Genomic DNA, 13,205 nt, shown 5'->3' on the forward strand with positions numbered 1-13,205 from the left:
AATTCTCCAGTTTTAATTTTTTAACTTTTTATAACCTTAGGCTTCTCTAGGGGGATACGTGAGAAACACAAATATATAAATTTAATAGCTAAAGTATTTTGCATATATTGTACATTTTTGTCAACAGAATTTGTAATATTATTAATGAATATTTCATTATTTAAATATCGCAATCACTACATTTTAGACTCATTTTATAGCATAATAGGTATCTAGATTTATTAAATAAAAAATTACTTTTTAGTAGCAAAAAGAGCTTAAATATTATGAAAAACATTAGAAACTTTTCGATAATTGCACATATTGACCATGGTAAGTCGACTTTGTCAGATAGATTTATACAGGTGTGTAATGGTCTTAGTGAGCGTGAAATGAAAGAGCAAGTCTTAGACTCAATGGATATAGAAAGAGAGCGTGGAATCACAATCAAGGCACAGTCTGTAACTTTAGATTATGTGGCTAGAGATGGTCAAACATATCAGCTTAATTTTATTGACACTCCTGGACATGTGGATTTCTCTTATGAGGTATCGCGTTCATTAGCAGCTTGTGAGGGTGCTCTGCTGGTTGTAGATGCCGCGCAAGGTGTCGAAGCTCAGACAGTGGCTAATTGTTATACTGCTATTGATCAGAATCTAGAGGTGATACCAATTTTAAATAAAATTGATTTACCATCTGCAGAGCCTGATAGAGTCGCAGAAGAGATTGAAGAAATTATTGGTATCGATGCCACTGGAGCAACTACATGTAGTGCTAAAACAGGTATAGGTGTTGAGGATGTTTTAGAAACGATTGTTGCTAAAGTTCCAGCGCCAGAGGGTGATGTTAATGCAAAACTACAAGCTTTAATAATAGACTCATGGTTTGATAATTATCTTGGAGTTGTTTCTCTTGTAAGAATCAAAAATGGTACTCTCAAAAAAGGTGAGAAATTCAAGGTTATGTCAACGGGGATTTCATATCAAGTTGATAGAGTTGGGGTATTTACACCGAAGATGAAAGACCTAGATCATTTAAAAGCAGGTGAGGTTGGTTTTATTGTCGCGGGTATTAAGGATATTCATGGAGCTCCTGTAGGTGATACTCTAACTCATACGCATAATCCAACTGATAAGCCTGTTCCTGGATTTAAAAAAGTCCAGCCACAAGTTTATGCAGGGATGTTTACTATAAGCTCCGATGATTATCCTGATTTTAGAGAAGCTTTAGATAAGCTAAGTTTAAATGATGCCTCATTATTTTTCGAGCCAGAAGTTTCGCAAGCTCTAGGTTTTGGCTTTAGATGTGGTTTCTTAGGTATGCTACATATGGAGATTATCCAAGAAAGATTAGAGAGAGAGTATAACCTTGATTTAATTACTTCAGCTCCGACAGTTGTTTATAAGGCTATCAAAAAAGATGGTGAGACTATAGATGTTGATAACCCATCAAAATTGCCAGAACCAGGTGCAATAGCAGAGATACAAGAGCCAATTGTAAGAGCAAATATTCTTGTACCAAAAGATTATGTTGGTAGTGTAATTACAATATGTGTTGAGAAAAGAGGTGTACAGGTTGACCTTAACTATGTTGGTAGTCAAGTTTCTATAACTTATGATTTACCTATGATTGAAGTGGTGTCGGACTTTTTTGATACCCTTAAATCTGTTACAAAAGGTTACGGATCTTTAGACTACGAGTTAATTCGCTATGAAGCGGCAGATATGGTTCGTTTAGATGTGCTTATCAATGGCGATAAAGTTGATGCTCTAGCAAGTATTGTGCATAAAGATCAAGCTAAGTATAAAGGTAGAGAACTGGTTGAGCGTCTTAAAGAACTAATCCCAAGACAAATGTTTGAAGTTGCTATTCAAGCAGCTATAGGTGGAACTATTGTTGCAAGAAGTACAGTTAAAGCATTGCGTAAGAATGTTTTAGCAAAATGCTATGGTGGTGATGTTTCGCGTAAGAAAAAACTGCTAGAGAAGCAAAAAGAGGGTAAAAAGAGAATGAAAAATATAGGTTCTGTTGAGATTCCTCAAGAGGCTTTCTTATCAGTTTTGAAGAAGTAATATTTATAGTTATTACTATTTGTAGTAACAGATCTTTGATCTGTTAGCTTATATTAATTCTACCGTAAGACAGCACGTTGTGCTGTGACTACAAAAGGGTATAGATATTTAAAATATGCAAAATAAAAAAATAATAGTAGGGATTTCAGGAGGAGTAGATTCATCTGTTTCAGCTCTGCTTTTAAAACAGCAAGGCTATGATGTAACTGGTGTATTTATGAAAAACTGGGAAGAAGATGATACCGATGAGTTTTGCTCAGCGGAACAAGATATTGCTGATGCTCAAGCAGTCTGTGATTCTATCGGTATACCTTTTAAGAAAATAAACTTTGCTGCAGAATATTGGGATAATGTTTTTGAACACTTTCTAACAGAATATAAAGCTGGTAGAACACCTAATCCAGATATCTTATGCAATAAAGAGATTAAGTTTAAAGCTTTTTTGAGCTATGTACACCTATTAGGGGGCGATTATATTGCTACAGGGCATTATGCTCGTATTAGAGTGGATGATGATGGTTCGGTACAGTTAGTCAAAGGTCTTGATGATAGTAAGGATCAGACATACTTCTTATATACGCTTGGTCAAGAGCAGTTAAAACAGACGATGTTTCCTATTGGTGATATTGAAAAATCTAGAGTACGTGAGATAGCCAAAGAGAATAACCTAGTAACATTCGATAAGAAAGATAGTACTGGGATATGTTTCATAGGCGAGCGTAAGTTTAAAGATTTTTTATCGAAATTTTTGCCAGCTCAAAAAGGAGAGATACATGATGAAAATGGTATCAAAATTGGTATGCATGATGGGCTTATGTACTATACGATTGGACAAAGACAGGGTCTTGGTATTGGTGGTGTAAAAAATCGTCCTGAAATACCATGGTTTGCAGCCAAAAAAGACTTAGAAAACAATGTTTTGATTGCTGTTCAGGGTCATGATCACCCAATGCTATTCAAAGATACATTACAAGCTATAGATCTTAGCTGGGTAGCAGGTAAAACTCCAGCAGATAGTTTTAGATGTAGTGCTAAAGTTCGCTATAGACAAAAAGATCAGACTTGTAGCGTAGATGTAAATCATGATGGTTCTGTTAATGTGGTTTTTGATGAACCACAAAGAGCAATCACTCCTGGGCAATCTGTGGTCTTTTATGACAATGATGTTTGTTTAGGAGGGGGTATAATTATTTAGATTTCTATTAATATTTGTTATTAATTGTTGTCACTTGCCAGAGTTGTTTTTTGAGTGTTTGTGATGTCACCTTGTTTTTCTTGAGTTGGGCTAGCGACAGAGCTACCACTTGTAGCTGTCTCTAAAGAACTACCACTATTAGCGATAATATCATCAGCATCTTGATCCTGATCTGCTTTTGTAATTAACTCATGATCTAATGTTGCAGCATCACTAGAGATCTCTTGGTGCGTATAGCTAGATTTGCTAGTAGTAGTATCAACTACATCATTCAAATAAACTCCAACTTCTTTTTTAACATCTTTTTGACTTTTCAGAACGTCTCTCTGCATAAACTGAGCTTCATGAACGGTATCAATAGTCATGTGTGTGTATAGATATTCAGGATCAATAATATAAGGTCTAAGCGAAGTGTTGTACTCCTTCTCTAGCTCTGGGAAATTAATGGTATATGCTACTTTGATACGTTTTCTGCCGTTACTATCTGTTATTAGCATCGCAACAAGATCGGCGTCTATTTTATAGTCCTTTCTAACTAGGTGATATTGTTGTTTTCTATCTAACACTATTTGTCTGACAGGAGTTGCATATACATTCTCAGTTTTTATTGGTTTACTAACAGTTGTAATACCTGCCTTTTGAAGTTCTGCCATAGCTTGATCACCATAATTATCCTTGGCTAGTCTAAGATCGATTTCAATCATTTTAGCAAGCACTCTTTCTCTAAACTCTCTAGTTTGTTTTAGATCAAACGCAAGACATGTTCCTGTACCATCTTTTTGGAAACAGCCATTTCTCTTATCTATTAGAACGAAAAGTTTTCTAGTTTTATCATAATATAATTGATAATCAGGGGTGTTATCGCCATGACCTAGATAAACGAACTGGTCATTAGATAGCATTCCACATGAGGCAACAGCTAAAATTAATAGTAATAGTGATATTTTACTGAGTATTTTACGCATATTTTAAATTCCATGATTTAACAACAGTTTCAAGACATAATTCTTGCTTAGTGACGCTGAAAAGTAAAGCCTTGATTATAGGAAAATACTAAAAATTAAGCATTGGCATTTTCTTGCATCAATTTTTTATATTTTTTCTCAATCATTTTTCGCTTAAGCGAACCAAGATGATCAAAAAAAGTAACACCATCAAGATGATCTATTTCATGTTGGATGCATCTGGCTAAGAATCCATCTTTTTCAACTTCAATCTCTTCACCAAATTCATTAAGCGCTTTGATTTTAACTTTAGTTGCTCTATTTACTTTAGCAGAAACTCCAGGAAATGATAAACAGCCTTCTTCATCAACAATCTTACCACTTTGGTCGATTATCTTAGGATTGATGATTGTAGTTATCTCAGGAGTCTCACTCTCTAAGCTGTCATACATTATGAAAAATCTCTTTTTGATACCAACTTGTATTGCAGCTAATCCCACACCATTTGCTTCTATCATTAACTCAGTCATTTCAGCTATTGTTGCTCGAAAATCATCATTGATTTCTTCTAGTAAGACGTCTTGCGCAATTTCTTTGAGTATAGGATGAGGATATTTTAGAATCTCTAAAGACATATTTTATACTCCTTGTTCTAATATATCTTTTTTCATTTTTGCCATAGTCAGAGCAGCTTGGACACAGTATTTACCTTTGTGACCCTTTTTACCACCAACTCTTTCTAATGCTTGTTCTTTATTGTGTGTAGTCAATATACCAAAAATCACAGGAAGATTATACTCATGCATAACTCTTTGCGTGCCATAGCTTACTTGGTCACAAACATAATCATAGTGGTCTGTCTCACCTCTAATCACACAACCAAGAAGTACAACAGCGTCAATTTGGTTAGTCTCTGCTAATAGTTTGGCAGCATAAGGCAGCTCTACTGCACCAGGAACTTTTTTGATATATATTTGACTATCTTTTAGACCTTGAGCATATGCTTCTTCTAGGGCTCCTTCGAGCATTTTATCTGTTATTAATGAGTTAAATTCACTTACGACAATAGCTAGTTTTCTCATGCTCTATATTCCTTTGATTGTATGTTTTGCTTTATTTTTCTTGGTTATTAAGTAGTTTCTGTTATGTGAGTTTACAAATGCTTCACAATATACAGGCTCGGCGTGTATATTGACATTTCTAAGAGCCGCTAATTTTTCAGGATTATTTGATATCAATCTACACTGATCTACATGATTATATTTTAGAACTTGTACGGCTAAATCATATTTTCTAGCATCTGCAGGTAATCCAAGAGCTAAATTTGCTTCAATAGTATCCATATTCTCATTCATCTGTAGATTATATGCTTTGAGCTTATTCGTCAGGCCTATACCTCTACCTTCTTGATCAAGGTATATAAAAAAACCTCCCTCTTCACTAATCATTTCGATTCCTTTATGTAGCTGATCTTGGCAGTCACAACGTAGTGATCCAAAAATATCCCCTGTTATGCAAGATGAGTGCATTCTAACCAGAGGATTATTGCCAGTGTAAGGCTTAGATAAAACAACAACTTCATCATCACTAAAATTATCTTTGTAGACGCTCATTTCTAATTCACCAATCTTTTTAAATGGTATTGTAGAGCTTGCCATTTTTGTGACAAAAATTTCAGTTGCTAAACGGTACTGATAAAGTTCAGCAATAGTTAAAAGAGGTAGGTTATACTTTTTGGCAAATGCTTCTAATTCAGGAGCTTTCATCATCGTGCCATCTTTGTTCATCAGCTCACATAGAACACCAGCGCTATTGAAACTACTTAGCCTCATAAGGTCCACAGTTGCTTCAGTATGACCATTTCTACCAAGTACACCTTTATCATTTGCTATAAGCGGAAATATATGTCCTGGTCTAGCTAACTCCTCAGCTTTTGCATTAGCTTTTGAGGCTACTTGTATTGTATGTGCTCTATCTTTCGCAGATACTCCCGTAGTTACACCTTCTTTAGCTTCTATCGTTATAGTAAATGGAGTTGTAAACGTGCTATTGTTTTGATCAGCTGCTACCATTGGTGTCAGATTTAATTTTTTTGCTTTTTTTGAATCCATTGCTAAGCAAACAATACCACTTGTATATTCAAGCATAAAAGCAATATTGGCTTCTGTAGCTTTCTCACCTGGGAGAATTAAGTCTCCCTCATTTTCTCTATCGTAATCATCAAGTACAACCACAGGCTTACCTTGCTTGAGAGCTTGTATTGCATTTTCAATATTTTCTTTTATTTGCTTAAACATTTTCTTTAAATCCTTGTATATATTTGTAGATATACTTACCCGTTGCATCAGCTTCAAGATTCACAATAGAGCCCTTAGTATAGTTCTTTGCAATAGTGACCTCAATAGTATGTGGTATTAAAGTTACTGTAAATGAGTCTTCAAATGTATCGATTACAGTTATGCTCATACCATCTATAGTCACAAATCCTTTTGTGACTAGATATTTAAGTAATTCTTTAGATGCTGAAATTTCAACTAGCCATGCCCCATCGACATTTGTTATGCTTATAATTTGTCCAGTTTCATCAATATGACCTTGTACCATATGTCCACCGACATGATCGCCATAGCGCATAGCAAGCTCAGTATTCACTAACTGATTTTTTACTAGAATATTAAGATTAGTTTTTTGTAAAGTTTCTGGAACAGCATCAAAATTAGCTGTTGAATTTTGTTTATTAATCTCAGTTACTGTAAGGCAAGTACCATTAATAGCAACGCTATCACCAATATTGCAATTTATACTATTGTTAAACTTTATACAAAAAGTTTTTATATTATCTTTATCTATTATACCTTCTACTGTCCCTAGTTCTTGGACAATGCCACTAAACATTAGTAGTTTCCTTAAAATATGAGTTTATTAGTAAATCTTCGCCTAAAAAAGATACGTCTTGAAATATGAGTTTCTCTTTAGGATTGCATCCTGATATTACAACAGGTGATAAATATGTTGCAAATTCATTAATTAGTTTTTGATTTATAAAATTTTCTAGAGTCTTTTTACCACCTTCAACCAAAAGGCTTGTTATCCCAGTTTGCCCCATCTTGTTTAGAAGGCTATCTAAACACACTTGTCCTTTGGATGTTGGTAGTAGCCAGTACTCGATACCAATATTATCTAGTTCGTTGGCAACTTGAGCAGAAATTTTTGAACATATAAAAATAGTTTTTGCATGATTTTGATTTAGAACTTTCCAACTATTATCTATTTCGGAAAGATTATTAGAAATAATAAATCTAACAGGGTGTTTCTTTTTGCCTAGCTGTATTCTTACATCAAGACCTGGGTTATCATCAATTAGAGTTTGCTTTCCAATTAATATCGCATCACAGATATTACGTAGTTGGTGAGTATCTACAAATGCTTCTTTAGAGCTGATTTTTTTTGAATCATTACCATTTACAGCTATTTTGCCATCAAGAGACATTGCCCATTTTGCATAGACAAAAGGTCTTTGAGTTTTTTGGTAGTGGAAAAATATTTTATTTTGTTCTTGAGCTTGTTTTTCTAAGACTCCAACTTTGACTTCTATTCCAGCATCTTTGAGTTTTTGTATGCCTTTACCAGCAACTAAAGGATTAGGATCAAGTGTTGCGACTACTACTTTTTGTATGCCCGCTTTAATTAATGCATCTGTACAGGGCGGAGTCCTTCCATGGTGGCAACATGGCTCTAAAGTTACATATGCAGTAGCGCCTTTTGTTTTGTCTCCAGCTTTTTTCAGTGCATGAATCTCTGCATGAGCTTCTCCTACAGCTTCATGCCAACCTTCTGAAATAATGGCTCCATTCTTTACTATTATGCATCCAACCATAGGATTTGGTGATACTGATAGCCTACCTCTATTTGCTAGAGTGAGTGCTTGTTGCATATAGTAGTTTTCAATATTTTTCATTTGCCCATCTAAAATCTTTAGTTACATTTAGGGCAGGGATAGTCGAAACATGATAATATGCAAAACCCGCTACAAGAGGAGTTGCTATTACCAGGTTCCGCTTTTGAATTTCTTCAACCTTCTTTCATCCAGACTATACTGTCGGCTTTGGAGTTACACCAAATCTGCTAGACCTTTTTAGTATCTAAAAAGCGCTCGCGGGCTTCTGTGATTAGACAGTTACCGCCGGTAGGGAATTTCGCCCTGCCCTGAAGATTATTTTGAAATTATAACATTTAAAAACTTTATATAGTAATAAAGTTTTTAAATAAAATATGCGAAGTTAAGAGTTATAATCAACTAGGACATTACACTAAGATTAATTTCAAATAGTTTTTTTAATAGCTGATTTAATCGTTAGGTCATTAACTTGTAAATCTAAAGTTGTAGATTCATTGAATAACTCTATCGTTAGTGAGGTAGATATTATTAGTTACTAGTACAAAATTAAATCTAATAATTTTAGTAGGGGTATATTGGCTAAAATATTTTTTAATTCAATGATTCATTTAGGTTAGACTAACTTTATAAAGAGAGTTTCGTTTAGAAAAGAAGTGAATGAAGAAATAATAGTTAGTTTTAACCATACATTTCTTTAAGATGCTTATTAAAGAATTCTAATGTATCAGAATAGTCATATTTCCCAGTGATGACCTCTATATAAACGCCACTTGTATGCTCTCTAGCTTTTTTAAGTGCTTCAGCTAATTCTTCACCTGTTTTAACTTTTACTGTTAACCAATCGTTACACCCAAAGGCTTTAGGCAAATCTTTATAGTTTAGCTGAGCAAGGTCATCATAGCTTGGATCAGGATCTATTTCTAATGCTCTTTCAACCATAAACCCATCATTATTTATACATAAAATAATAGGATTTACTTTATATCTTCCCATCACTCCTAACTCATTAAGTGTAAGCTGATGTGATCCTTCACCTGTTATCAATATAGTTCTAGAATCTGGATTAGCTAGTGCTACCCCAAAAGCAGCAGGAGTAGCCCATCCAATAGAACCCCATAAAGTTTGATTATAATACTTCACACCTTCTGGTAATGGTAGCTTCGGCATATTAAGCGATGAAGAACCAGTTTCTACTACAAGGCTGTCCGTACTTTTTAAGAATTTTAAAACTTGATTATAAAATACTCTTAAAGTTAGATTTTCTTTTGTTATTGGTAAATCTTGTATCTTCATTCTAGAAGAATCAGGATGATAATCTATACTTTCTACTTTTTGTAACAAAACATCTAATAACTCTGATAGATAAACATCTGCCAGGTAATTCTTTTTATCCTCAACAAATAAAGGTCCTAAATTTAATACTTTATTAAGATCTAAATTATTAGTAAATCCAGATGTATTAAAATCCGACCATAAAGCATCGCCCAAATTAATTACAAGGTCTGCTCCTTCAACTATCTCAGCAGTATTTGGATCTGATAGTAAACCTGCATAAAAACCTACGTAGTTAGGATGAGCTTCAGATATAACGCTTTTATCATGAGGCATAATAGCAAAAGGTATGTTTAACTTTTCTATAAGTTTAATAGCCTTCTCAGTCACCCCAAATCTATCTAATTTTACAGCAGGAATAGCTACAATTTTCTTAGCCTTACTTAAACGCTCTAATACTAAATTCACAGCTAATTCAAGCTGATATGAATCACTCTTTAGGTAACTACAATCTATATTATCAGGTGTTATATCTGTTACAGGGCGATTTCCACCATCTAAAGATACACTTATATAAGCTGGTTTACGATACTTGAATGCCTCTGCGATGACTCTATTCATTTCTCTGCGAGCATTTTCTGGAGTAATAACAGCTGAAACACAAGCTGCGGAGGCTGATAGATCAAAAAAGTTTCCAAAAACGCCATCACCTAATGTATGGTGAACTTGCTTTTTCTTTCCAACCGCTGCATCATTTGGGCTACCAACCAGGTGAAAAACAACTAAGTTCTCTGCTTTTGAGCCCATAACTCCATTTAATGCACTTAACTCACCAACAGCATAAGTAGTACATAAGATAGCAGCTCCATTAACTCTGGCAAAACCATCTGCAGCATAGCTAGCATTAAGCTCATTAGCATTTACGATATTATTAAGTTTTGGATTATTGATAAGTGCGTGATCTAATGCAAATGCAAAATCACCAGGTACTGAGAATGAATGATCTATTCCTAAATCGACTAATCTTGATACTACATATTCAGCTACATTAGTAGTATCTTTAGCGGTATCGAAAATTTTTTTACCATTAATATTCTTACTCATAAATCCCTCTTTTAGTTAAAATAAATTTTAAAATCACTTTCAGCATATCCTTTGTTTATAGGTATAGCAATAATTTGATAACTATATTTTTTAAAAAAAGATAACTTAAATTAAGAAGTTATTTTAGAGAGATTTTTGTGCAATGTGTTGTCAAAAGAGGAATTTGGTATTTTAAGATTCTCTTTTTGCAAAAGCGTATTTCTTAACTATTTTGCCACCAATTAGATGTTTTTGAATGATTTTTTCTAAAACTTCTGGAGTACATGAGTGATACCAAACATTATCAGGCTGTACTACTGCTATTGGACCATTTTGACAAACTCTTAGACAGTATGTCTTTGATCTATAAATATGACCATTTTGTGATAATTTTAGCTCTTGGAGTCTCTTTTTTAGGTATTCCCATGACTTTAATGAGACATCACCAGCACAACATTTTTGTCTTTCTTGATCACAACATAGGAATATGTGTTTTTCAATATTATCTAGGCCTAGTTTTTTTGCTTTGGTTTCGAGTGATGTTGACATTTTAGTTACCCTTAAATTTAAACAGTGTAATTTTATTATAAATAGATTTAAAATTGTTGAGAAAATATTAACAAATATGGAGATAAAATGGAAAATAACATTTCCAAAGAAACATTAGAAAAGCTAGCTCAAGCTTATCTAAAGGATATTAAAAGTAAGAGACGTTGGAAATTTTTTACTAGATCTATAATTATCTTAATTGTCTTAGTCATAATTATCCCTGGCTTATTTAGTTCATCAAAGGAGCTTACATCACACATAGGGTTAGTCAAAGTTGATGGTGTAATAGCCGAAGATGCAGAAGCAAATGCAGAAAGAATTAATAAAAGTTTGGATGATGCTTATGCCAGCAAGGCAGTTAAAGGTGTGATTGTTGAGATAAATAGCCCTGGAGGTTCACCTGTACAATCTGATGAGATATATTCTCATATGAGATATTTGCAGAAAAAATATCCAAATATCCCTATGTATGCTGTATGTACAGATGTTTGTGCTAGCGGAGGATACTATATTGCCGCTGGTGCAAAAGATATCTATGCTAATAAAATGACAATTGTTGGTTCAATAGGTGTTATAGGAAGTGGTTTTGGCTTTACTGGGCTTATGGATAAACTAGGTATAGAACGTAGAACATACACATCAGGCTCTAATAAGGACTTTCTAGATCCTTTTTCTCCAGAAAGACCAGGGCAAACAGCACAATTTAATAAGCTCTTAGATGAAACGCATCAAGTGTTTATAGCGGCTATTGAGCAATCAAGAGGTGACAGATTGAAAGATAAAGCTATGGATACAACATTCTCAGGAGAGCCTTTTAGTGGTATTCAAGCAGAAAGGATGGGACTAATTGATGGTTTTGCTTCGGTTAATCAACTTAAGCGTGATAAGTTTAATAATTTAGATATCGTCGATTACACGCAGCCATTAGATTTTTTGACAGCAGTGTCAAATAAGCTTGGTAATAGTGTTTACTATAAAGCGCTTTCGGAAACAAGTTTTAGTCTAAAATAAATACATTAAGTGTTGAAACATATAATAACCATGATTATAATCGATATTAAACTAAGTTTCTAAACTAAACATAACTAAGGAATGGAAATTATGAAAAAGACTATATTAGGTGCAATGATTGCTGGTGGTCTAATGGTATCTGCAACTACTGCTATGGCTGGTGGTGTAGGTTTCGCTAACGTTCAAGATATATTCGAGACTTCACCTCTAGGTAAGGCAAAAGTTACTGCAGATGAGAAGAAACTTAAGCCACAGATGGATCAGCTTAAGCAAAACATCACAGCTTTACAGCAAAAAGTTAATGCTTATACTGAAGAAAGAGACGATGTTCAAGCAGACGATGCTAAAGGGGATACTAAAGATGCTCAAGCAGCTGATAAAGTAGAAGCTCAGGATAAGCAGCAAGCTCAAGCAGATCTTGAAAAAGCAATGAGAGAATATCAAGATCTAATGAATCAAGTTCAGAAGATGGCTTCTGATGATGCTGATGCATTCAAAGATGCTTTAACTAAAGCTTCTGCTCAAGTAGCTAAAGATAAGCAATTAGATGCTATTTTACCTGCTGAAATGAGTTTGTATAACGTTGATAGTATCGATGTTACTAAAGACGTTATTGCTAAAATGCAATAATTTCGATTCTACAAATTAAAACTCAATATCTTTTTTCTAAAACTCTTTTAAACTTGTTAACATTTAAAAGTCGCTTTTTTTTAACTATAAAGCTATGTATAATCTTAGCTTAGATATAAATAATTAATTAAAAAAAGAAAATTTAAATCATGGAAAATTTGGGCTATTTTGTATCGCAGAACTTAATGTTTTGCTTGTCGTTTATATTATTATTAGCTATTTATATAGTCTTTGAGCTTACTCAAACTAAGAAAGCTCAATATACTTTGTCAGTGGCAGATGCTGTGATCACTGTTAATAGAGGTAAGGGAGTATATCTAGATACTAGAGATCAAGAAAATTTTGCTAAAGCGCATATTATCGGAGCACACAATATTAAGCTAGAAGAGATAGCTCAAAAACAGAATAAGCTAGCTAAGTATAAATCTAAACCTATAGTTATATACGGTGATAATCCAGAAAAAGCGATGCAAGCGTTGCGTAAAGAAGGTTTTGAACAAGTTTTTGTACTAAAAGGTGGTTTAGCAGCATGGTTACAAGCAAGTTACCCTGTTAAATCATTATCAAAATAA

13 protein-coding genes and 1 riboswitch are annotated in these 13,205 nt (G+C 33.9%); of the genes, 5 read left to right on the forward strand and 8 right to left on the reverse strand.

The genetic code is table 11. The features are described from left to right. The first annotated feature begins 266 nt into the window (after window positions 1-266). Together lepA and mnmA are read left to right on the forward strand one after the other, a co-directional pair. On the forward strand, window positions 267-2,051 hold the full coding sequence (gene lepA / locus ACKTR7_RS07165; protein ID WP_407877665.1) for a translation elongation factor 4: 1,785 nt from the start codon (window positions 267-269) through the stop codon (window positions 2,049-2,051). Between the two features lie 115 nt (window positions 2,052-2,166). After that, window positions 2,167-3,246 (forward strand): tRNA 2-thiouridine(34) synthase MnmA, encoded by a 1,080-nt coding sequence (mnmA, locus tag ACKTR7_RS07170; protein WP_407877666.1) that lies wholly within the window; start codon window positions 2,167-2,169, stop codon window positions 3,244-3,246. A gap of 20 nt (window positions 3,247-3,266) precedes the next feature. On the opposite strand, the gene ACKTR7_RS07175 is transcribed toward mnmA, so the two are convergent. The 8 genes from ACKTR7_RS07175 to ACKTR7_RS07210 all read right to left on the reverse strand — a co-directional run bounded on the left by ACKTR7_RS07175 (window position 3,267) and on the right by ACKTR7_RS07210 (window position 10,992). Further along, window positions 3,267-4,211, reverse strand: a complete 945-nt coding sequence (locus ACKTR7_RS07175) for an FTN_0109 family protein (RefSeq protein WP_407877667.1) — start codon at window positions 4,209-4,211, stop codon at window positions 3,267-3,269. A 95-nt stretch (window positions 4,212-4,306) separates the two neighbouring features. Beyond that, on the reverse strand, window positions 4,307-4,825 hold the full coding sequence (def, locus tag ACKTR7_RS07180) for a peptide deformylase (protein WP_407877668.1): 519 nt from the start codon (window positions 4,823-4,825) through the stop codon (window positions 4,307-4,309). Window positions 4,826-4,828: 3 nt separating this feature from the next. After that, window positions 4,829-5,272 carry a 6,7-dimethyl-8-ribityllumazine synthase gene (gene ribH, locus ACKTR7_RS07185; RefSeq protein WP_407877669.1) on the reverse strand — a complete coding sequence of 148 codons (444 nt, stop codon included), beginning with the start codon at window positions 5,270-5,272 and terminating at the stop codon, window positions 4,829-4,831. A 3-nt stretch (window positions 5,273-5,275) separates the two neighbouring features. After that, window positions 5,276-6,487: a 3,4-dihydroxy-2-butanone-4-phosphate synthase gene (ribB, locus tag ACKTR7_RS07190; protein ID WP_407877670.1), complete on the reverse strand. Its 1,212-nt coding sequence runs from the start codon at window positions 6,485-6,487 to the stop codon at window positions 5,276-5,278. Continuing rightward, window positions 6,480-7,085 carry a riboflavin synthase gene (locus tag ACKTR7_RS07195; RefSeq protein WP_407877671.1) on the reverse strand — a complete coding sequence of 202 codons (606 nt, stop codon included), beginning with the start codon at window positions 7,083-7,085 and terminating at the stop codon, window positions 6,480-6,482. Before ACKTR7_RS07195 ends, ribB begins: the two co-directional genes overlap by 8 nt. Then, window positions 7,078-8,148 (reverse strand): bifunctional diaminohydroxyphosphoribosylaminopyrimidine deaminase/5-amino-6-(5-phosphoribosylamino)uracil reductase RibD, encoded by a 1,071-nt coding sequence (ribD, locus tag ACKTR7_RS07200; protein ID WP_407877672.1) that lies wholly within the window; start codon window positions 8,146-8,148, stop codon window positions 7,078-7,080. The genes ACKTR7_RS07195 and ribD overlap by 8 nt, the downstream gene beginning before the upstream one ends. Before the next feature lie 112 nt (window positions 8,149-8,260). Beyond that, window positions 8,261-8,408, reverse strand: a riboswitch (FMN riboswitch). Between the two features lie 358 nt (window positions 8,409-8,766). Beyond that, on the reverse strand, window positions 8,767-10,464 hold the full coding sequence (locus ACKTR7_RS07205) for an alpha-keto acid decarboxylase family protein (RefSeq protein ID WP_407877673.1): 1,698 nt from the start codon (window positions 10,462-10,464) through the stop codon (window positions 8,767-8,769). Window positions 10,465-10,635: 171 nt separating this feature from the next. Beyond that, entirely contained in the window at window positions 10,636-10,992 is a 357-nt protein-coding gene (locus ACKTR7_RS07210; protein ID WP_407877674.1) for a (2Fe-2S) ferredoxin domain-containing protein, read from the reverse strand. Window positions 10,993-11,079: 87 nt separating this feature from the next. Between ACKTR7_RS07210 and ACKTR7_RS07215 the strand changes: the two genes are divergently transcribed. The 3 genes from ACKTR7_RS07215 (at window position 11,080) to ACKTR7_RS07225 (ending at window position 13,205) form a co-directional block, all read left to right on the forward strand. Continuing rightward, the gene (locus tag ACKTR7_RS07215; protein WP_407877675.1) at window positions 11,080-12,003 is read left to right on the forward strand and encodes a S49 family peptidase; all 924 of its coding nucleotides are present in this window, start codon (window positions 11,080-11,082) and stop codon (window positions 12,001-12,003) included. 90 nt (window positions 12,004-12,093) lie between these two features. Further along, window positions 12,094-12,633 (forward strand): OmpH family outer membrane protein, encoded by a 540-nt coding sequence (locus ACKTR7_RS07220; RefSeq protein WP_407877676.1) that lies wholly within the window; start codon window positions 12,094-12,096, stop codon window positions 12,631-12,633. A gap of 149 nt (window positions 12,634-12,782) precedes the next feature. Continuing rightward, window positions 12,783-13,205, forward strand: coding sequence for a rhodanese-like domain-containing protein (locus ACKTR7_RS07225; RefSeq protein ID WP_044525407.1), 423 nt, complete (start codon window positions 12,783-12,785; stop codon window positions 13,203-13,205).

This window comes from Francisella sciaenopsi (assembly GCF_045862875.1).
Taxonomy (GTDB): domain Bacteria; phylum Pseudomonadota; class Gammaproteobacteria; order Francisellales; family Francisellaceae; genus Francisella; species Francisella sciaenopsi.